This is a genomic window from Rhodococcus sp. BP-349 (genome assembly GCF_019835845.1).
In the GTDB taxonomy this organism is placed as follows: Bacteria; Actinomycetota; Actinomycetes; order Mycobacteriales; family Mycobacteriaceae; genus Rhodococcoides.
In genome coordinates, this window is sequence record NZ_JABUDR010000003.1 from 1,016,707 (window position 1) to 1,036,214 (window position 19,508).

20 protein-coding genes and 1 pseudogene are annotated in these 19,508 nt (G+C 68.7%); 8 read left to right on the forward strand and 13 right to left on the reverse strand.

The genetic code is table 11. The features are described 5' to 3' along the window. On the reverse strand, positions 1-966 hold the full coding sequence (locus HQ325_RS21160; protein ID WP_222632265.1) for a quinone oxidoreductase: 966 nt from the start codon (positions 964-966) through the stop codon (positions 1-3). A 106-nt stretch (positions 967-1,072) separates the two neighbouring features. Here HQ325_RS21160 and HQ325_RS21165 point away from each other — a divergent pair, with 106 nt between their 5' ends. Beyond that, positions 1,073-1,453: a hypothetical protein gene (locus tag HQ325_RS21165; protein WP_027505290.1), complete on the forward strand. Its 381-nt coding sequence runs from the start codon at positions 1,073-1,075 to the stop codon at positions 1,451-1,453. Between the two features lie 10 nt (positions 1,454-1,463). Here the strand turns inward: HQ325_RS21165 and HQ325_RS21170 are convergent, their stop codons facing one another. From HQ325_RS21170 to HQ325_RS22700, 5 genes are all read right to left on the reverse strand, one after another. Next, a complete protein-coding gene (locus tag HQ325_RS21170) occupies positions 1,464-2,447 on the reverse strand; it encodes a heme A synthase (protein WP_222632267.1) in 984 nt (327 codons plus the stop codon). Between the two features lie 97 nt (positions 2,448-2,544). After that, positions 2,545-3,345, reverse strand: coding sequence for an ABC transporter permease (locus HQ325_RS21175; protein ID WP_027505292.1), 801 nt, complete (start codon positions 3,343-3,345; stop codon positions 2,545-2,547). Then, a complete protein-coding gene (locus HQ325_RS21180) occupies positions 3,342-4,316 on the reverse strand; it encodes an ABC transporter ATP-binding protein (protein WP_056444673.1) in 975 nt (324 codons plus the stop codon). The genes HQ325_RS21175 and HQ325_RS21180 overlap by 4 nt, the downstream gene beginning before the upstream one ends. Then, positions 4,313-5,980, reverse strand: a complete 1,668-nt coding sequence (mptB, locus tag HQ325_RS21185) for a polyprenol phosphomannose-dependent alpha 1,6 mannosyltransferase MptB (protein WP_222632683.1) — start codon at positions 5,978-5,980, stop codon at positions 4,313-4,315. The genes HQ325_RS21180 and mptB overlap by 4 nt, the downstream gene beginning before the upstream one ends. Positions 5,981-6,217: 237 nt before the next feature. Continuing rightward, positions 6,218-6,373 (reverse strand): hypothetical protein, encoded by a 156-nt coding sequence (locus tag HQ325_RS22700; protein WP_261778583.1) that lies wholly within the window; start codon positions 6,371-6,373, stop codon positions 6,218-6,220. Here HQ325_RS22700 and HQ325_RS21190 point away from each other — a divergent pair. From HQ325_RS21190 to HQ325_RS21220, 7 genes and pseudogenes are all read left to right on the forward strand, one after another. Then, positions 6,372-6,986 (forward strand): annotated as a pseudogene (locus HQ325_RS21190) (helix-turn-helix transcriptional regulator); the annotation flags it as partial. The gene HQ325_RS22700 and the pseudogene HQ325_RS21190 overlap by 2 nt on opposite strands. Positions 6,987-7,144: 158 nt before the next feature. Beyond that, positions 7,145-8,596: a Fe-S cluster assembly protein SufB gene (sufB, locus tag HQ325_RS21195; RefSeq protein WP_027505295.1), complete on the forward strand. Its 1,452-nt coding sequence runs from the start codon at positions 7,145-7,147 to the stop codon at positions 8,594-8,596. Continuing rightward, complete coding sequence (gene sufD, locus HQ325_RS21200; protein ID WP_222632269.1) at positions 8,593-9,810, forward strand: Fe-S cluster assembly protein SufD; 1,218 nt, start codon at positions 8,593-8,595, stop codon at positions 9,808-9,810. Before sufB ends, sufD begins: the two co-directional genes overlap by 4 nt. A gap of 49 nt (positions 9,811-9,859) precedes the next feature. Next, the gene (sufC, locus tag HQ325_RS21205; RefSeq protein ID WP_027505297.1) at positions 9,860-10,633 is read left to right on the forward strand and encodes a Fe-S cluster assembly ATPase SufC; all 774 of its coding nucleotides are present in this window, start codon (positions 9,860-9,862) and stop codon (positions 10,631-10,633) included. Continuing rightward, positions 10,630-11,901, forward strand: coding sequence for a cysteine desulfurase (locus tag HQ325_RS21210; protein ID WP_222632271.1), 1,272 nt, complete (start codon positions 10,630-10,632; stop codon positions 11,899-11,901). The genes sufC and HQ325_RS21210 overlap by 4 nt, the downstream gene beginning before the upstream one ends. Then, the gene (gene sufU / locus HQ325_RS21215; RefSeq protein ID WP_027505299.1) at positions 11,898-12,368 is read left to right on the forward strand and encodes a Fe-S cluster assembly sulfur transfer protein SufU; all 471 of its coding nucleotides are present in this window, start codon (positions 11,898-11,900) and stop codon (positions 12,366-12,368) included. Before HQ325_RS21210 ends, sufU begins: the two co-directional genes overlap by 4 nt. Continuing rightward, positions 12,365-12,712, forward strand: a complete 348-nt coding sequence (locus HQ325_RS21220) for a metal-sulfur cluster assembly factor (protein ID WP_222632273.1) — start codon at positions 12,365-12,367, stop codon at positions 12,710-12,712. The genes sufU and HQ325_RS21220 overlap by 4 nt, the downstream gene beginning before the upstream one ends. Before the next feature lie 7 nt (positions 12,713-12,719). Here HQ325_RS21220 and HQ325_RS21225 read toward each other — a convergent pair whose 3' ends face one another. The 7 genes from HQ325_RS21225 to HQ325_RS21255 form a co-directional block, all read right to left on the reverse strand. Beyond that, positions 12,720-13,910, reverse strand: a complete 1,191-nt coding sequence (locus HQ325_RS21225; protein ID WP_222632275.1) for a GNAT family N-acetyltransferase — start codon at positions 13,908-13,910, stop codon at positions 12,720-12,722. Next, on the reverse strand, positions 13,907-14,707 hold the full coding sequence (locus tag HQ325_RS21230; RefSeq protein WP_222632277.1) for a phosphatidylserine decarboxylase: 801 nt from the start codon (positions 14,705-14,707) through the stop codon (positions 13,907-13,909). The genes HQ325_RS21225 and HQ325_RS21230 overlap by 4 nt, the downstream gene beginning before the upstream one ends. After that, positions 14,704-14,943, reverse strand: coding sequence for a hypothetical protein (locus tag HQ325_RS21235; RefSeq protein ID WP_222632279.1), 240 nt, complete (start codon positions 14,941-14,943; stop codon positions 14,704-14,706). Before HQ325_RS21235 ends, HQ325_RS21230 begins: the two co-directional genes overlap by 4 nt. 40 nt (positions 14,944-14,983) lie before the next feature. Beyond that, on the reverse strand, positions 14,984-16,234 hold the full coding sequence (locus tag HQ325_RS21240) for an SDR family oxidoreductase (protein WP_261778584.1): 1,251 nt from the start codon (positions 16,232-16,234) through the stop codon (positions 14,984-14,986). Between the two features lie 183 nt (positions 16,235-16,417). Further along, positions 16,418-17,440, reverse strand: a complete 1,023-nt coding sequence (locus HQ325_RS21245) for a Ku protein (protein ID WP_222632281.1) — start codon at positions 17,438-17,440, stop codon at positions 16,418-16,420. 43 nt (positions 17,441-17,483) lie between these two features. After that, positions 17,484-18,611, reverse strand: a complete 1,128-nt coding sequence (locus HQ325_RS21250; protein WP_222632690.1) for a lycopene cyclase family protein — start codon at positions 18,609-18,611, stop codon at positions 17,484-17,486. After that, a complete protein-coding gene (locus HQ325_RS21255; RefSeq protein WP_027505304.1) occupies positions 18,608-19,378 on the reverse strand; it encodes an SDR family oxidoreductase in 771 nt (256 codons plus the stop codon). Before HQ325_RS21255 ends, HQ325_RS21250 begins: the two co-directional genes overlap by 4 nt. Positions 19,379-19,508 lie beyond the last annotated feature (130 nt).

Consider the following 19,508-nt stretch of genomic DNA (forward strand, 5'->3'; position numbering starts at 1 on the left):
TCAGGGTTCCAGCACGATCGATCCCGCCGTCCGTCGGCTCTCGAGGTCGATGTGGGCTTGCCGGGCCTGCTCGAGCGGATAGCGATGCTCGACGCGGACCGTCAGCGTTCCGTTCGCCAGCGCGCGCACCACGTCTCCGCCGCGCCATTCCAGCTCTGCCCGGTCGCGGATGTGGTGCGCGAGGGTGGGACGGGTGAGGAACACCGAACCGGCCGTGTTGAGGCGCTGCGGATCCACCGGCGGTACCGGCCCACTGGCAGCGCCGAACAGGGCCACGGTCCCGCGGATGCGCACGCTCGCGAGGCTCGCGTCGAACGTCGAGGCGCCGACGCCGTCGTACACCGCCGCGACGCCGACACCGTCGGTGATGTCGCGCACGCGTGCCGGGATGTCGTCGTCGTAGCGGAGAACGTGAGCCGCGCCTGCCTCGCGCGACAACGCCTCCTTCTCGTCGGTGGACACGGTGGTGATCACGGTCGCGCCCTTCGCCCTGACGAGCTGCGTGAGGATCAGCCCGACTCCGCCCGCGCCGGCGTGCACCAGCACCACGTCGCCGGACTGCACGGGGTACGTCGACTCGATCAGATAGTGCGCCGTCATGCCCTGGAGCAGCACGGACGCCGCCTGAGGGGGATCCACACCCGCCGGCACCGCGACGGCGGAGGCGGCCGGGACCCGCACGAGTTCGGCATAGCTCGCGGGCGCCGCGGCCCATGCGACGCGGTCGCCGACCGAGAACTCGGACACCTCCGAGCCCACCTGCTCGACGACGCCGGTGCCCTCGTCGCCGGGGACGTACGGCAGGTCCCGCGGGTACGACCCGCTACGGAAGTACGTGTCGATGTAGTTGATCCCGGAGGCCTGGACCCGGACCAGTAGATCGGCCGGGCCGGGTACCGGATCGGGGACGTCGGTCACGTCGAGGACGTCGGGTCCGCCGGTTCTGGTCACGAGTACAGCGCGCATGGGAAAAGTCTGCCACCGCGCCCGCGACAGCGGGGGCGGTGGCAGACCCACCGCTGAGTTACCGGCCAGTAGGGACGCGTGGGACGGACCGGGTATTCTCACGATCATGAGCACCGAGAGCATCGAGAACGCACCCAAGGGTGACTCCGGGCAGAGCACCGAGACGGCGGCCCCGCCGTCGAACCTGGTGTCCTCGATCGAGTCGTTCGTCGCAGCGCACGGCGGGTCCGCGACGGTGGTGTTGCAGCCGCTCGGCCGCGCCGGTGTCCGCATGACCCTGGTCGGTGCCGACGGGATCCTGGGGGACCGGGTCGCCGGCAATCTCCGCATCGCGCACGCGGTGGTGGACTCGCTCGACTCCGTGACCCTCGGTGACTGGGACCGCGAGCTGACGAGCATCGTCACCCCGCGCAAGGGTCACTTCGCGCAGATGGCGGGATGGGTGGCGCGTCAGTCGCGTTTCCCGAAGGCGCGCAACGGTCTCTGACCGCGTCCGATCAGTCCGCGCGGGCCAGCCGCGGCGAGGTCACGTCGGTGTCCTCGGCTGCCGGCACGGTCTCCCGCTCCCGCAGAGACACCCAGAGCGCGGCCGTGGCGGCCGTGGCCGCGGCAGCACCGGCGACGTGGACGGCCACGAGGGCCGCGGGGACGTCGGTGAAGTACTGGACGATGCCGACGCACGCTTGGGCGACGACGATCGCGATGACCACCTGCAGACGCTTCTTGATGGCCGAGGCTCCGGACGGACTGACGGCGTAGACGGCGAACGTGAGCCCCACCAGCAGCGCGAGGTACCCCACCAGAAGTTCGGCGTGCAGGTGCACCAGCGTGACGATCTCCACCTCGAGCCGAGCCACGTCCGCGTCACCGGCATGCGGTCCCGCGCCGGTGACCATGGTGCCCGCCACCAGAACTCCGGCGAGAAGGGCCGCAGACAGCACGGTCAACCACCGCAGCGGCGCGGGCACGGCGGGTACCGCTACGCCCTCGTCCTTCTCACCGATCTTGTGGAACAGCAACGTCGCGAGCCAGACCATCAGCATCGAGATCACGAGGTGCACCGCCACGGTCCACCACAGCAGCCCGGTGAGCACCGTGATGCCGCCGACGCCGGCCTGCAGCACCGTGCCCGCAGGCATGAGCCACGCGTAGACGACCACCTCGCGGCGGCGCCGTGCCCGTGTCACCGCCAGGACGATGGCAGCCGCGGTGAGGACCACGGCGAGGGTGAGCATGCGGTTGCCGAACTCGACCGCCTGGTGCAGGACGGGCACCTCGGACACGCCGACGGGCGTGAAGCTGCCGGGGAAACACTGCGGCCACGTGGGGCACCCGAGCCCGGAGCCCGTCACCCGGACCACGGCGCCCGTCACCGAGATACCGCCCTGCGTCAGGATCACGACGAACGCGATGATTCGCTGGACGCGAACGGAGGGGACCGGGAGGCGGTCGACCACGGAGAAGTACGCACGGGAGAGCACACGTCGATGGTAGACGGCATCTCCTACGCTGCGTAGTTGGCCTGCGGCTTCGGGTAGTTGGCCTGCGGCTTCGGGTAGTTGGCCTGCGGCCTCGGTGTCAGGTGAACGAGAACTTGCGGGTCGCCCAGAAGCCGCAGATCGCCGCCCACACGACGAGGACCAGGATGCCGAACAGATCGGCTCGCCCCACGACGGCCTGCTCCAGTGTCTCCGCCATCGCGCCCGACGGGATCAGTCGCGCGATCATGCGGACGCCGCCGGGAAGTGCCTCGTTCGCGAACACCACGCTGCCGATGCCGAGCATCACGAACCACGCGATGTTGGCGAGGGCGAGCACGATCTCGGCCCGCAGCGTCCCGCCGAGCAGGAGGCCCATCGTGGCGAAGGTGACGGTGCCCAGAGCAATGACCAGCGCGCCCAGCACGAGTCCGCCGGGAGTCGGACGCCACCCGAGGGCGAGGCCGATGGCGCCGAGCAGTACCGACTGCAGCACGACCACGAGGAGGACGGCGATCGACTTCCCGGCGATCGCGCCCCACTTCGGCAGAGCGGTGGCGCCGAGTCTCTTGAGAGCGCCGTAGCGCCGGTCGAAGCCGACGGCGATGGCCTGACCGGTGAACGCGGTCGACATCACCGCGACGGTCATCACGGCGGGCACGACGGTGCCGACGCGTTCGGTGCCGAAGTCGCCGAACGGCAGCAGCGTGAGGCCGATGAGCAAGGTCACCGGGATGAACATCGTCAGCAGCAGCTGCTCACCGTTGCGCAGCAGCAGAAGCAGTTCGAGGCGACTCTGCGCCAGCAGCATGCGGCGGCGCGGTGCGGGCCGGGGATCCGGTGTGAACGTCCCCGGTGCGAATCGGTCGGACGCACGTTCGGACCGTGATGTCACGCTCACCCTCTCAGTTCCCGCCCCGTGAGGTCGAGGAAGACGTCCTCGAGGCTGCGCTGCTCCACACGGAGATCGGTGGCCAGCACGTTCAGTCGAGCACACCACGAGGTCACCGTCGCGAGCACCTGGGGGTCGATGGTCCCCTCGAGCAGATACGAGCCCGGCGAACTCTCGACCGGATCGAACCCCTCGGGCAGCACCATCTGCAGCAACGACAGGTCGAGGCCGGAGGGCGCGGAGAAGCGCAACTGGCCCTCGGCGCCCCGTCGGGTGAGCTCGGTGGGCGTCCCCGAGGCGACGACCTGGCCGTGGTCGATGATCACGAGGTCGTCCGCGAGGTGCTCGGCCTCGTCCATGAGGTGGGTGGTCAGCAGGATGCTCACGCCGTCGCGCCGCAGCGCCTCGACGAGGTCCCACACGAGGAGCCGGGCCTGTGCGTCGAGCCCGGCGGTCGGCTCGTCGAGGAACACGAGTTCGGGGCGGCCGACCAGCGCACAGGCCAGCGAGAGGCGTTGTTGCTGACCTCCGGAGAGTCGTCGGTACGGCGTGCGGACGGCATCGGTGAGCCCCAACTGTCCGAGGAGCCATGCGGGATCGAGCGGGTCGGCCGAGTACGCGGCGACGAGGTCGAGCATCTCGCCCGCACGCGAGCCGGGGTAGGCGCCGCCGCCCTGCAGCATGACCCCGATCCGCGGCTTGAGACGGTCGGAGTCGACGATGGGATCGAGCCCCAGTACGCGGACCTCACCGGAGTCGGGCGTGTGGAAGCCCTCGCACATCTCGACGGTGGTGGTCTTGCCGGCCCCGTTGGGACCGAGGAGTGCGAGCACCCGGCCGCGCTGCAGCTCGATGTCGAGTCCGTCGACGGCCGCGACGTCACCGAAGTGCTTGACCACACCGCGGAGCGACACCGCCGGAGAGTCCGTCGGCGTCCCGGCATCGGACGCCGTGGGCGGAGGGACAGGTCGGGCGGTCACGATGATCCAGCGTAGGCGTCCGACGGACGGTCCGGCGCCGCCGCCCCATCGCGTGCCCGCCAGGGCAGCAGTCGCCTCGTCGAGGCGTACAGCACGGCGATCGTCAGGACTGTCGCCACCGCCGCCTGGACGATGACGAAGGGCTGGACCTCACCGCCGGTCGGCATGACGATCAGCGAGACGAACGCGGAGAAGACGATCACCGGCACCCGGAACGCCGGTCGGGTGGCCCAGGCGGCCAGCGGGGTGACGGCCCACAGCAGGTACCAGGGCTGGACCACGGGGAAGAGCAGCACGAGTGCCCCGAGCGACACGCCGAGGGCTCCGATGGGGTGGAGCCGACCCAGCAGGACCGACACCAGCATCCGCACGATGATCAGCGCGGCCACCAGGGAGGCGATGGGGCGGGTGAGGGACAGCACGGCCGTGGTGTGGTCGCCGATGCCGAGGAGGACGCCGGCGCCTCCCGTGGCGAGGCCGAGCAGTGTGGGCAACGACATCCAGCTGCGCACGGCGTTGGCCGTGCCCAGGGTGTCCAGCCAGCCGAATCCGAGCCCGCTCGCGGCGCTGACGCCCAGGATCACGGCGACGGTCACCGCGCCGAGCAGGGCGGCGGCGGCGGCGACGTCGCGGGGCCGACCACCCCATCGACGGGCCAGGGCCATGCCCACGAATCCGAGCGCGAGCACCGACGGGATCTTGATCGTCGCGGACAAGGCGATGACCGCCGTGCCGGCGAGCAGTAGCACGCCGGTACGGCCCCGCAGTGGTGCTGCGGACTCGACCGCACGGAACGACAGCTCGAGCCCCGCGAGCATCAGGCCCAGCATCGCGGCCTCGTTGTGGATCCCGGCGACGAGGTGGAAGAGCAGGAGCGGATTGGCGGCACCGAGCCACAGCGCCGCCACGCTGGACACTCCGCACCGGGCGGCGAGGCGGGGGAGAGCCCACACGATGAGCGCGACGCCGATCAGCGCGACGATGCGATGCAGGAAGATCCCGGCGACGATGTCGTCACCGGTGAGCGCGGTGATGCCCCGACCGATCCACAGGAAGAACGGTCCGTAGGGCGCCGGAGTGTCGCGCCAGATGGTCGGCACGGTCCTGGTGAGCACATGGTCGACGCCGAGTGCGGCCTGCGGACCGATGGCGTACGGATCGAGTCCGCGGGCCGTGATCTCGCTCTGCGCGAGGTACGAGTAGACGTCCTTGCTGAACATCGGTGGCGCGACGCACAGCGGCACGATCCACAGCGCGAGTGTGCGGTCCAGCTGGGACCGAGACATCCGGCGCGGCGACGACTGCGTGCCGAAGGACCCCACGGCGAGGCGACCGAGGAGCAGCCACGCGAGCACCACGACGGCGGTGCCGATCATCGTGATGGTGAGTGCGGCGGGGAGCGCGCGAGCGAAGAGCCCGAGAACACGAACGCCCTGGACGGGGTTCTGAAGGACCGGTTGGGCTCCGGCGCCGAGTGCGCCGAGAGCCATCATCGCGGCGCCGATGGCACCGAAGCGGCGGATCCGTGCGAGATCGCGCACCTCGGCGGCGTTCAGTTCGGGGCGTTCGGGTTCGTTGTCGTGCAGGAACGCCACGCGGTCGCTGCGCGGAGACCCCTCGAGCCCCAGCACCCGACGCGTCGCGCGACGTGCCGTCGCGCGCATCCTGGCGGCCGTGCCGGAACCGGTCGGTCCCGACGTACCCACTGTGACCACGTCGTCGGTGCCGTCCGCGGAGGTCGCCGAGGCGTCGGACGGTGTCACCGGCGCGGCGGGCGCGGAGTCGTCGGCAGGTGCGGGCACAGAACGGAGCGTATCGACACCGGCGCCGATCACGAACGTCGCCGCAGCATCGGCCCTGCTACCCAGGGTGCCCTTGCTGGAACCTCTGCGGTAATTCGGTCACACTGGTGTTGTGAAAACGGCTACCGAACGTTCCGGCGAGCGCATCCGCGCCCGCGCCGACGTCGCGTCGGTCACCGTCACCCCGACTTCGGCAACGTCGGGTTCGGCAACGTCAGTCTCGGCAACGTCGGAAGGCCGCACGCGGTCGTCCATCGTGACGCTCCTGCTCGAGGAGGGTCCGATCAGCGCCACCGAGGTCGGGTCCCGTCTCGGGATCAGCGCAGCCGGCGTGCGCCGCCACCTCGATGCTCTCATCGATGCCGGCGACGCGCGCGTCACGATGACCTCGCGCCCCGGTGCCCGCACCCGTGGTCGCCCCGCGAAACTGTTCTCCCTCACCGCGCACGGCCGCTCTCGGCTCGGGCATTCCTACGACGATCTCGCCGGTGCCGCCATGCGGCAACTCCGGGAGATCGGTGGCGACGACGCGGTGCGCACGTTCGCTCGCCGCCGCATCCAGTCGATCGTCGGCGACGTCGAGCCGGCCGACACGTCGTCGCAGCAGTCCGTCTCGGAGACGGCCGACGCCATCGCCGAGGCGCTGACCGAGTCCGGCTTCGCCGCCTCGACCCGCCCGGTGGGCAACGGGGTGCAGATCTGCCAGCACCACTGCCCGGTCTCGCACGTCGCGGCCGAGTTCCCCGAGCTGTGCACCGCCGAGCGTGAAGCGTTCGCGGACCTGCTCGGAACGCACGTGCAACGTCTCGCCACCATCGCCAACGGTGACTGCGCGTGCACCACCCATGTGCCCCTTCGCACACCCTCGACTGCCGAATCAGGCAATACCGACGACGATGTCGGCGTTGCACGCAGTGATGCCGCCGACAGCGGCACGGCCCACCGCGGCCGCGCAGAACTTGATTCGGCCCGTTCCACCAGCTCCAGCCCGAACAGCCCGCTCGATCGTCTCCGGAAGGAGCCCGCATGACCGTCACACCAGACCAGGTGACCCCCACGGTGCCCGCGACACTCACGCAGGACGAGACCATCGCGTCTCTCGGGACCTACGGATACGGCTGGTCCGACTCCGACGTCGCCGGTGCGAGCGCCAAGCGCGGCATCAGCGACGCCGTCGTCCGCGACATCTCGGACAAGAAGAGCGAGCCCGAGTGGATGCTCGAGGCACGACTGAAGGCGCTGCGCACGTTCGAGCGCAAGCCCATGCCGAACTGGGGTTCGAACCTCGACGGCATCGACTTCGACAACATCAAGTACTTCGTGCGGTCCAGCGAGAAGCAGGCCGCGACGTGGGACGATCTGCCCGCCGACATCAAGAACACGTACGACCGCCTCGGCATCCCGGAAGCGGAGAAGCAGCGCCTCGTGTCGGGTGTCGCCGCTCAGTACGAGTCCGAGGTCGTCTACCACTCGATCCGCGAGGATCTCGAGGAGCAGGGCGTCATCTTCCTGGACACCGATTCCGGTCTGCGTGAGCACCCGGAGCTGTTCCAGGAGTACTTCGGCTCGGTGATCCCGGCCGGTGACAACAAGTTCTCCGCGCTGAACACCGCGGTGTGGTCCGGTGGGTCCTTCATCTACGTGCCGCCGGGCGTCCATGTCGACATCCCGCTGCAGGCGTACTTCCGTATCAACACCGAGAACATGGGTCAGTTCGAGCGGACGCTCATCATCGTCGACGAGGGTGCCTACGTGCACTACGTCGAGGGATGCACCGCGCCGATCTACAAGTCCGACTCGCTGCACTCGGCGGTCGTCGAGATCATCGTGAAGAAGGGTGGTCGGTGCCGCTACACCACCATCCAGAACTGGTCGAACAACGTCTACAACCTCGTCACCAAGCGCGCGAAGGCCGAGGCCGGCGCGACGATGGAGTGGATCGACGGCAACATCGGCTCGAAGGTCACGATGAAGTACCCGGCCGTGTGGATGACCGGTGAGCACGCCAAGGGCGAGGTTCTGTCGGTGGCGTTCGCCGGCGAGGGCCAGCACCAGGACACCGGCTCGAAGATGCTCCACCTCGCGCCGAACACGTCGTCCAACATCGTGAGCAAGTCCGTCGCTCGCGGCGGCGGCCGGGCGTCGTACCGCGGCCTTATCCAGATCAACAAGGGCGCGCACGGGTCGAAGTCCACCGTCAAGTGCGACGCACTCCTGGTCGATCAGATCAGCCGCAGCGACACCTACCCGTACGTCGACATCCGCGAGGACGACGTGACGATGGGCCACGAGGCCACCGTCTCCAAGGTCAGCGACGATCAGCTGTTCTACCTGATGAGCCGCGGCATGACCGAGGACGAGGCGATGGCCATGGTGGTGCGCGGCTTCGTCGAGCCCATCGCGAAGGAACTCCCGATGGAGTACGCCCTCGAGCTCAACCGCCTGATCGAGCTGCAGATGGAGGGATCGGTCGGATGACCCTGCCCCACACCGACACCGGGGTGAAGGCTGCCGTCACCGGCGAGAACCCCACCACCGAGAACAAGCGGGCGATCGTCGCGAACAAGGGCGCGCAGTTCTCGTCCTACGACGTCGCCGCCTTCGAGGTGCCGTCCGGCCGCGACGAGATCTGGCGCTTCACACCGCTGCGTCGCCTGCGCGGTCTCCACGACGGCACGGCCGTGGCCATGGGCTCCGCGACCGTGACGGTCTCCGACGCGCCCGAGTCCGTGCGCGTCGAGACCGTCGGTCGCGACGACACGCGGCTCGGCACCGCCGGTGCGCCGGCCGATCGCGTCGCCGCACAGGCGTACTCGTCCTTCGACTCGGCCACCGTCGTCACGGTGGCCACCGAGGCAGAGCTCGCGGATCCGCTGATCGTGACGGTCGACGGTCCGGGAGCGGACGTCGTCGCCTACGGCCACGTCCAGATCCGCGTCGAGGCGTTCGCCAAGGCGACCGTCGTGCTCGAGCAGCGCGGCAGCGGAACCTACGCCGAGAACGTCGAGTTCGTCGTGGCGGACAGCGCACACCTCACGGTCGTCGCGCTGCAGGAGTGGGACGACGACGCGGTGCACGTCGCGTCGCATCACGCGAAGGTGGGCCGCGACAGCGTCCTGCGTTACGTGTCGGTCAGCCTCGGCGGCGATCTGGTGCGTCTGACCCCGACGGTGAACTTCACCGGTCCGGGTGGCGATGCCGAGCTGCTGGGCCTGTACTTCGCGGACGACGGTCAGCATCTCGAGCAGCGCCTGCTGGTCAACCACACCGCACCGCACTGCAAGTCCAACGTGGTCTACAAGGGCGCCCTGCAGGGCGACCCGGCGTCGAAGAAGCCCGATACCCACACCGTGTGGGTCGGCGACGTCGTCATCGGTGCGAAGGCGGAGGGCACGGACACGTTCGAGCTCAACCGCAACCTGATTCTCACCGACGGCGCTCGCGCGGACTCCGTGCCGAACCTCGAGATCGAGACCGGCGAGATCGTCGGGGCCGGTCACGCGAGTGCCACGGGTCGCTTCGACGACGAGCAGCTTTTCTACCTCCGTGCGCGCGGCATCCCGGAGGACCAGGCACGCAAGCTCGTCGTGCGCGGCTTCTTCCACGACATCATCGCGAAGATCCCGGTCGCGTCGATCCGTGAGCGTCTCTCCGACGCGGTCGAGGCGGAACTCGCCATCACCGGCGTCTGACCCCTCGCGCGACCACCTTCTCCCGATTCACAGACAGGCAAGGAACATCATGTCCACTCTCGAAATCCGCGATCTGCACGTCGACGTCGCGAACACCGACGACGCCGCGCAGCCGATCGAGATCCTGAAGGGCGTCGATCTGACGGTCTCGTCGGGCGAGACGCACGCCATCATGGGCCCCAACGGCTCGGGCAAGTCCACGCTCTCCTACGCGATCGCCGGCCACCCCAAGTACCGCGTCACGTCGGGCACCATCCTGCTCGACGGTGAGGACGTCCAGGAGATGTCCGTGGACGAGCGTGCTCGCGCCGGCCTGTTCCTCGCGATGCAGTACCCCGTCGAGGTTCCCGGTGTCTCCATGTCCAACTTCCTCCGCACTGCGGCGACTGCCGTGCGCGGCGAGGCCCCGAAGCTGCGGCACTGGGTCAAGGAGGCCAAGGAGGCGATGACCGAGCTCGACATCGATCCGGCCTTCGCCGAGCGCAGTGTCAACGAAGGTTTCTCCGGTGGCGAGAAGAAGCGCCACGAAATCCTGCAGCTGGGGCTGCTCAAGCCCAAGATCGCGATTCTCGACGAGACCGACTCGGGCCTCGACGTCGATGCTCTGCGCGTCGTCTCGGAGGGTGTCAACCGCTACAAGGAGCGGGAGAACGGCGGCATCCTCCTGATCACGCACTACACCCGCATCCTGCGCTACATCACGCCCGATCACGTGCACGTGTTCTCTGCGGGCCGCATCGTCGAGTCCGGTGGACCCGAGTTGGCCGACGAGCTCGAGGCCAACGGATACGAGCGCTTCACGAAGACCACCGCGGGCGCATGACGGCAGTCGCGTCGGTCGGCGCCCTGGACGTCGCGAGGCTTCGGGAGGACTTCCCGATCCTCGGTCGTACCGTGCGCGACGACAAGCCACTCGTCTACCTCGATTCCGGCGCGACCTCGCAGCGCCCGGTACAGGTGCTCGATGCCGAGCGGCACTTTCTCACCACCTGCAACGCAGCCGTGCACCGCGGGGCGCATCAGCTGGCCGAGGAAGCCACGGACGCCTACGAGGGCGCCCGTGCCGGCATCGCAGCGTTCGTGGGCGCCCGTGCGGACGAGATCGTGTTCACCAAGAACGCGACCGAGTCGCTGAACCTCGTGACGCACGTCCTGGGCGACGACCGCTTCGCGCGGTCGCTGCGTCCCGGCGACGAGATCGTCATCACAGAACTCGAGCACCACGCGAATCTCGTTCCGTGGCAGGAGCTCTCACGTCGGACCGGTGCGACGCTCCGGTGGTACGGAGTCACCGACGACGGCCGGATCGATCTCGATTCGCTCGAGCTCACCGACCGCACGCGCGTGGTCGCGTTCACGCATCAGTCCAACGTGACGGGCGCGGTGGCTCCCACCGAGGAACTCGTCCGCCGTGCTCGGGCGGTCGGCGCGCTGGTCGTCCTCGACGCGTGCCAGTCGGTACCGCACATGCCGGTGGACGTCTCCGCGCTGGACGTCGACTTCGCGGCGTTCTCCGGGCACAAGATGCTCGGACCGTCCGGAGTCGGTGTGCTCTACGGCAAGGCGGCCCTGCTGGCCGACATGCCTCCCTTCATCACCGGCGGCTCGATGATCGAGACCGTGACGATGGAACAGACCACCTACGCCCCGCCCCCGCAGCGGTTCGAGGCCGGTGTTCCCATGACGTCGCAGGTCGTCGGTCTGGGTGCCGCCGTGCAGTACTTGAACGCGCTGGGGATGGACGCCGTCGCCGCGCACGAGCAGACGCTCACGGCTGCCGCACTGTCGGAATTGGCCACCATCGACGGGCTCCGCATCATCGGGCCGACGGACACACAGGACCGCGGGGGAGCCGTGTCGTTCGTCGTCGACGGCATCCATGCGCACGATCTGGGCCAGATTCTCGACGACGAGGGTGTCGCCATCCGAGTCGGGCACCACTGCGCCTGGCCGCTGCACCGTCGTTTCGGCGTCGCCGCGACGGCCCGCGCCTCGTTCGCCGTCTACAACACGGTGGAGGAAGTGCACGCGCTCCGCGACGCGATCCGTACGGCGCAGTCGTTCTTCGGCGTCGCCGGTGGTGCCGCGTGAGAATGGAACAGATGTACCAGGAAGTGATCCTCGATCACTACAAGCACCCGCACGGTCGCGGGCTGCGCGAGCCGTTCGGCGCCGAGGTGCACCACGTCAACCCCACGTGCGGTGACGAGGTCACGCTGCGCGTGAATGTCGCCGACGGTGTCGTGGCCGACGTGTCGTACGACGGGCAGGGGTGCTCCATCAGTCAGGCGGCCACGTCGGTGCTCACCGACCAGGTCGTAGGACTGTCCGTCGAGGACGCCCTTCTCACCGTGGACGCCTTTTCGGCGATGGTCGGCAGCCGCGGAACCGTCGAGGGTGACGAGGACGTCATCGGCGACGGCATCGCCTTCGCGGGTGTGGCGAAGTACCCGGCACGCGTCAAGTGCGCGCTGCTCGGATGGATGGCATTCAAGGACGCCGTTGTTCGTACTGTGGAGACTCAGGACGAGCACGCGAACAGTGGAGGACGATCATGACCGAAACCGACAACGGCGCTGCGGCGCCCGATTCCGTCATCGAGGACCTCGAGGAGGCCATGCGTGACGTCGTCGACCCCGAGCTCGGCATCAACGTCGTCGACCTCGGCCTGGTGTACGGCATCACCATCGACGACGAGGCCGTGGTCACGCTCGACATGACGCTGACGTCAGCGGCGTGTCCGTTGACCGACGTCATCGAGGATCAGAGCCGTACGGCCCTCGTACGCAGCGGTCTGGCCGAGGACCTCAAGATCAACTGGGTCTGGATGCCGCCGTGGGGACCGGACAAGATCACCGACGACGGCCGCGAGCAGCTGCGCGCGCTCGGCTTCACCGTCTAGAGCCGGCTCACCCGATCTCGCGTGAGAGGATGCGGTACGTCCTGCTCGGGTCCACCGGGTAGGACGACCGCACCGATCGGAACCATCCGCCGTCCGCGAGAACCGGAGCCGCCTCCACCGAGGCGTAGCCCTGGTCCTGGATGCGCTGGAACAGCTCGAAGATGAGCAGCGCCGACGTGCCTTTGTCCGGGCAGGCCGGGTCCACGAACATCATGTCGAGCCGCACGTGCGTGCGACGTCTCCGTCCGCCGGGCCCACGCCACCGCGCGATCGTGTGCAGATCGCGCACGATGCCGAACCGCGAGCGCACGGCCCCCAGGGCCGCCTTGTTCACATCGGGGATTCCCATGACGAAACCGACGACCTCCCCGTCGAGTTCGGCGAACAGCACGATCTCCGGGTCCAGGATCGGACGCATCGTCGCGACCAGTGCGTCGAGTTCGTCCCGTTCCACCGGGGTGAAACCCCAGAACGACGCGAACGCTGCGTTGTAGAGCACGCGCAGCTTCGTGACGTCCTCGTCGAACGTGGCCGGATTCATCGGCCGGACGACGACCGACGAGCGTTCCTTCCACCGTTGGCCCAACGCGTACTTCCGTGCGAATTGTGGCGTCTGCACCAGAGAGTGCGGGTCCTCGTGAAAGAAGCTGTGGAACTCCTTGATGCCGGTCATGCCCCACGACTCGAGCAGTCTCTCGTAGTACGCCGGATTGTGCGGCATGCCGACGAGTGGCGGAATGTCGTTGCCGTGCACCAGCACTCCGGCGCTCCACAGAAGTGACGGGCTCATCGGTCCGACCACCGTGCTCAGCGACCGGTCGCGTGCCCAGTCGGCCACGGCGTCGAGGAGGGCGTGTGCTGCCTCGGGATCGTCGAGGCATTCGAAGTAGCCGAAGTACGCGGTCGGCTCCTCGTAGTGCGAGATGAAGACCAGGTCGGCGATGGCCGCGATCCGGCCCACGAGTCGCCGACCGCGATACGCGAGGAAGGCCTGACTCGACATCCGGCTCCGCGTCTTCTCCGACGGCCGACGCAGCGTCGACCCGACGTCGGCGACATCGCCGGGAATCCAGTTCGGGTCGTCCCGGTAGACGACGAACGGCACCTTCGCGAAGGCGGACCAGTCGCGACGGGTGTGGACCGCGGTGACGGTCACGGCGTCGGTGGTCACGGGACGGGAATCCGTACGTGCAGTCACGGCAGGGCCTCCTCGAGGTCGTCGTGGATCGGACTCGGGGGAGTCGGAGCGAGGTTCTCGACAGACCGGGCGAGAACGGACCGGGCGAGAACGGACCGGGCGAGAACGGACTCGCCGGCCCACACGTACTGCCCCGGACGTACCAGGACGGCGTCGCGGCCGCCGTCGAGCAGAGCATCGGGAAGAAACACGTCGCACTGCGATCCGAAGCGGATCAGTCCGTACTGCTCGCCGCGGGCGAGGTGGTCACCGACCTCGACGTGGGCGACGATCCGGTCCACCCACAGATCGGCGATCTGCGTCACGAACACCGTGGAACCGCCGGCGTGTCGCACACCGATGGTGAGCCGCTCGTTGGTCAGCAGGTACTCGCAGCCCTCGTCGTAGGGTGTGCGGTGCAGGAACAGGTTGGCCGTCATACGGGCCATCGACCGATTGAACGGCGCCGCACCGCGGTGTTCTCGCAACACCACGTCGCCCTCCACGGGCGTGCGATTGCGGTGCACCGAGTGCTCCGTCATGTAGGTGCCGATCAGCCACCCACTGGCGTCGCAGTCGACCCCGGCGTACTCGGACAGCCGGATGGTGCGCCGCTTCTTCACGGCGATGGGGATCTGCCCCGACTCGACGCGCTTGACGTAGGTGACGTACCCGTCGGCCGCCGACACGATGGACGACGGGTCCGGGGGCACCGATCGATCCGGATCGCGGAGGAAGGCGGCGCTGCGCCAGTACGAGTACCCACCGACGAGCGCGGCGAGAGCCACGGTTCCGGCGGTGGTGGCTGCTCTGGTCACGACGGCTCCACCACCGTCTCCTTGCCGTGGTCGATCCGCTCGACCAGGGCGATGAACGCGTCGTACAGACGTGTGCGGAGCATGGCGTCGACGGCGATGGCGAGCACCCCGAGGGTCGCGCAGGCGACGTAGTAGACGATGCCGAGGGTGAAGTTCACGAAGTCGCCCAGGAAGACTCGCACCCGGTACCGCGTGCCGGATTCCAGGAACATCGGTTGCGGTGGAACGCGACTCATCGTGCACGACCGGGGGCGTCGCGGGTCTGTGCGCTGCTGCTCACGCGGTGACCAGTCGCGGTCGACGAGCGGTCGCGTCGCGGAACTGGATGACCGACAGGTACAGCGCGAAGAGGACATCGTGGTCCCACGTGGAGGCGTCGAAGGACGGCGGCATGAGCGACGGTGCGTTGGAACGGCGGATGAGGTCGTTGACGTCGGACCCGAGCAGGGACGCGGTCTTCTCCGCCGGGATCTTGCTGTCGACGATCGCCTTGAACTCCGCCCACGGCACGAGGTCCAGGCCGAGAGCCGATGCCAGGACGGCGTTGCTGTAGGGCACCGGATTGGACGGCACGAGGTGGGGGAGCGTGCCGTCGCCCAGAGCGTTGTCCGCCAGCACGGCCGCGAGCACGTCGACAGGCGCATAGTTCATGCCGGGGCCGTCCCACATCGCACCGACACTGTCGGCGAGCTCGATCGCACGCCAGAAGCTGTAGACGCGACCGGGGTCCTTGCCGACGGTGGTGCTGCCGAGCACGTACGGCGACTCGACCAGGGTCACGGATGCGACGCCGTCCCGCGCGAGCCACCCCAGGAGCTGACCGTTGATCCACTTCATCTGGCAGTAGCCCGAGTACCACCAGGAATCGGGACGCAGGAAGTCCTCGGGGCTGGTGTAGATGAAGGCGCCGATCGACCCCATGTAGGTGAGGTGCTTGCGGCGATCCTCCAGGGTGAACTGGACCACGCGCAGCAGGGAGACGAACCAGTCCTGTCGCAGCTCGAGGTAGCTCGAGTCGTAGTCCGTGGAGCTGGCCGAGTTGAACACCTGGTCCACGGTGCGGCGGAGCTGCAGGTAGGTGGCCTCGTCGAGACCGAAGTTCGACTGGGTCGGAACGGCCTCGATGACGACGATCTTCCCGAGATCGATTCCGGTGATCGAGTACTGGGCCACCGTCTCCTCGAAACGCTCGGTGGCCGTGGAGTCGCCGGCGGAGCGGACGCCGGCGTAGACCGTCGTGATGCCCGGTCGCAGGGAGAGTTCTGCGACGAGATGCGCTCCGACGAAACCGTTGGCGCCGAACACGAGTGCGACCTCGTCTGCGGGCGGCGCCATGGAGCGCACCTGCTCGGCGGTGCTCGGATCGACGATCGGTCGCAGCAACTCGTGGTCGCCGGCGGACAGTGCCGCGACGTCCGCGTACTTGCGCGGGAACAACAGCGACGGAGCGTCGCCCGTCAGAGCGACGACCGGGCTGACCAGGTGCGCGTCGTTGGCGACAGTGGTGAACGTGTAATCGTCGAACATGTGATCTCCCCCGATGGATGCGGCACCCGTCCCGGGTGTGACCGGGACGACTCGCTGTGTCTCTCCAGAGACCTTAAGAGCATCCGCGGGGTGATCAACCACGTTTGGCGTTGTGAGACATACGGTTCCGTGGGCACTTGATTGTGAGGGCCGTGCGCGCGCGCACGACGTGGTCGTGAGACCTCACGCTCCCTTGCGCTGCTGGTCATCGTCGCCGGACGACGTGCCGCTCCCGGCCTTCTTCGCGGCCGTCTTCTTCGCGGCCGTCTTCTTGGCGGGTGCTTTCTTCGCGGCCGATTTCTTGGCCGGTGCTGTCTTGGCTGCCGCCTTCTTCGCCGGAGCCTTCGTCGCGGACTCCTCGTTCCCCGACTCGTCCTTCGTCGATCCCGAGTCGGTGTCGCCGCGACGACCGCGGCCGGACCGGCCGGCCGCCTCGACGCTGCGCTGGAGTGCGGCGACCAGGTCGACGACCTCGGCGTCCTCGCCCGAGTCGGCGTCCTCCGGTTCGGCGTGCACCACCTTCTCGCCGCCGTTCTCGATCATCTCGTCGAGGACCTTGCGAAGTTCGATCTGGTAGTCGTCGGTGTACTCCGACGGGTCGAAGTCGCCCGACATGCTCTCGACGAGTGCCCCCGCCATCTTCAGTTCGTTGGGGCGGGGCGCGGTGACGTCGTCGAGCGAGGAGAACTCGGCCGCCCGCACCTCGTCGGGCCACAGCAGCGTCTGGATCATCAGAACGTCGTCGTGCACGCGTAGGGCCGCGAGGCGCGTCTTCTGTCGCAGCGTGAAGTGCACCAGTGCGGTGCGATCGGTCGTGGACAAGGTCTCCCGCAGGAGCACGTAGGCCTTCGGGGACGTCGAGTCCGGCTCCAGGTAGTAGCTCTTGTCGAACAGGATGGGATCGATCTGGTCGGTCGGCACGAACTCGAGAACCGGGATCTCGTGCTTCTCGGCGGCGGGCAGCGACGAGAAGTCCTGATCGGTCAGGATCACCCGGTCGCCGTCGGGGGTCTCGTAGGCCTTGTCGATGTCGGCGAACTGCACCGACTCACCACACACGGAGCACTTCCGGTCGTACTTGATGCGACCGCCGTCCTTGCCGTGGACCTGATGGAACTTGATGTCGTGGTCCTCGGTGGCCGTGTACACCTTGACCGGGACGTTCACCAGGCCGAAGGCGATGGAGCCTTTCCAGATCGATCGCATGTGTCCAATCTTGGGGTACGCCCGGTCACATTTCCACCACCCGTCACGAACGCGTCCCCACCGCCGCGGAGAACATCGCCCGACGCACCGCTCCGAGGATCACGCGGCGGTCCGACGATCCGATCCGGGAGAACAGCGTCAGCATCGCCCGGGACATGCCGGCGACGTCGTCGTCCGACGACAGATAGGCCCGTTGCAGCGTCGACGGCATCTCGAAGAAGCGGTCGAAGAACGGCGCGAGGGCATCCGGCGGGAAGGACAGCAGAGCGTCCGCGCCCACCGACCGCAGCCGTGTGACCGCCCGCGATCCCGCCGAGTCGACGCCGCCGCCGTGCAGCACGGCCGACGCGATGACGTCCGCTCGGCGCAGGGAGGCAGCGACGCTGTACCCGGTGGCGGTGTGCAGAGCCGGACTCCGCGTCCCGGTGGTGACGACCCCGCGCGTCGGACGGGTCGGCGGACGCATCGCGAAGCGCACCCGTTCGACGGGCTCGTCGCCGCGGAGAGTCACACCCCGCGCAGCCAGCCGTGCGAGCAGCCGACGCGCGAGCTCGGGTGAGGTGAGGCCGGGCCGACCGACCAGGCAGGTCTCCTCGAGCAGGACCGCGCCGCCGCCGAGCGGCACCACATACAGGAAGGACGGCACCGCGTCCGCGTCCGCACCGTTGTCCCGCCGCCAGTCCATGATCACCGCGGACTCGCCGCCGCAGGCGCGCGCGGCGGTGTCCTCGTCGACCACGACCCCGTGGGCCGTCTGCTCGGGAACGCCGGGTCCGACCGCCGAGCCGCGGGCGTCGATCACCGTGCCGCCGGACAGGGAGGTGCCGTTCCGCAGGGTCACCGACGTGGACGTGACCTCCGCCGCGGACTCCGCGACCACCGACACTCCGTCGAGTGCGAGGCCGTCCTGCAGTCGTCCGGTGTCGAGCACTGAGTACTCCCGGTCCACCACGTGTCGGCGTGTACCGACGACGACGGGCGAGCCGGACGTGGTCGCGCGCGTCGACTCCGGCACCCAGTCCGGGATCTCGTCGGTCCACATCCCGTACGTGTTGATCCAGCGACGATCCGGATGCGGGTCGACGAGAGTCACCGCTGCGCCCGCGGCCGCGCAGCGATGTGCCGCAGCGCGACCGGACGGGCCGGCGCCGACGACGAGGACGTCGGTCAGAACGTTCCCGTCGCCAGCAGTCCGCCGTCGACGCGCACCGTCTCACCGGTGATCCACGACGCGGCGTCGGACACGAGGAACCCCACGAGCGAGGCCACGTCCTCGGGCGTTCCCAGCCGCTTCATCGGGTAGCCGGCGGCCGCCGCCTCCTCGCCGTTGGCGACGAGTGCCTCGGCGAACTTGGTCTTGACGACGCCCGGGGCCACGGCGTTCACGCGGATAGACGGTCCGAGCTGCCACGCGAGCTCCTCGGTCAGCCGAATGAGCGCCGCCTTGGACGAGCCGTACGCGGCGATGACTCCGGTGGATCGGATTCCCGCCACGCTGGCGAGGTTCACGACCGAGCCGCCGTGCTCGCCCATCCACGCGCGGTGCGCTTCCTGGATGAAGCCCAGTGTCGCGACGACGTTGACCTCGAAGATCTTGCGGACGCCGGCGAGGTCGGCCTCCATGAGCGATCCGTACACCGGATTGATGCCGGTGTTGTTGATCAGGATGTCGAGTGAGCCGAGCTCGGCGACCGTGCGGTCGACCGTCTCGCGGCGGGACTCCTCGTCCCCTGCGTTGCCGGCGATGGCGAGCACGGTGGCCCCCGGTACCGCGGCGCGCAACTCCTCGGCGGTGGCGTCGAGCTGCTCCTTCTTGCGGGCCGTCACCGTCACGGCGGCGCCGCGAGCGAGGAGGTCGGCCGCGATGGCCCGACCGATTCCGCGGCTCGCACCGGTGACCACGGCGACACGCCCCTGCAGATCCTGTTCCTTCTCCATGCGTCGAACGTTAGCGGAGTCACGTCTGCATGGACCGTGGGAGCCCGTGGAGGCGTTAAAATGAGGGATTGCTGCGCAGTCGAGTCCCGCTGCGCCCGGTCTGCCACCGGACAACTACGACGATCGAGGA

Coding starts and splice junctions, on each gene's coding strand:
- HQ325_RS21160 (WP_222632265.1), bottom strand. CDS start 966: ATGCGCGCTGTACTCGTGACCAGAACCGGCGGACCCGACGTCCTCGAC.
- HQ325_RS21165 (WP_027505290.1), top strand. CDS start 1,073: ATGAGCACCGAGAGCATCGAGAACGCACCCAAGGGTGACTCCGGGCAG.
- mptB (WP_222632683.1), bottom strand. CDS start 5,980: ATGCGCGCGACGGCACGTCGCGCGACGCGTCGGGTGCTGGGGCTCGAG.
- HQ325_RS22700 (WP_261778583.1), bottom strand. CDS start 6,373: ATGGACGACCGCGTGCGGCCTTCCGACGTTGCCGAGACTGACGTTGCC.
- sufB (WP_027505295.1), top strand. CDS start 7,145: ATGACCGTCACACCAGACCAGGTGACCCCCACGGTGCCCGCGACACTC.
- sufD (WP_222632269.1), top strand. CDS start 8,593: ATGACCCTGCCCCACACCGACACCGGGGTGAAGGCTGCCGTCACCGGC.
- sufC (WP_027505297.1), top strand. CDS start 9,860: ATGTCCACTCTCGAAATCCGCGATCTGCACGTCGACGTCGCGAACACC.
- HQ325_RS21210 (WP_222632271.1), top strand. CDS start 10,630: ATGACGGCAGTCGCGTCGGTCGGCGCCCTGGACGTCGCGAGGCTTCGG.
- HQ325_RS21220 (WP_222632273.1), top strand. CDS start 12,365: ATGACCGAAACCGACAACGGCGCTGCGGCGCCCGATTCCGTCATCGAG.
- HQ325_RS21235 (WP_222632279.1), bottom strand. CDS start 14,943: ATGAGTCGCGTTCCACCGCAACCGATGTTCCTGGAATCCGGCACGCGG.
- HQ325_RS21240 (WP_261778584.1), bottom strand. CDS start 16,234: ATGTTCGACGATTACACGTTCACCACTGTCGCCAACGACGCGCACCTG.
- HQ325_RS21245 (WP_222632281.1), bottom strand. CDS start 17,440: ATGCGATCGATCTGGAAAGGCTCCATCGCCTTCGGCCTGGTGAACGTC.
- HQ325_RS21255 (WP_027505304.1), bottom strand. CDS start 19,378: ATGGAGAAGGAACAGGATCTGCAGGGGCGTGTCGCCGTGGTCACCGGT.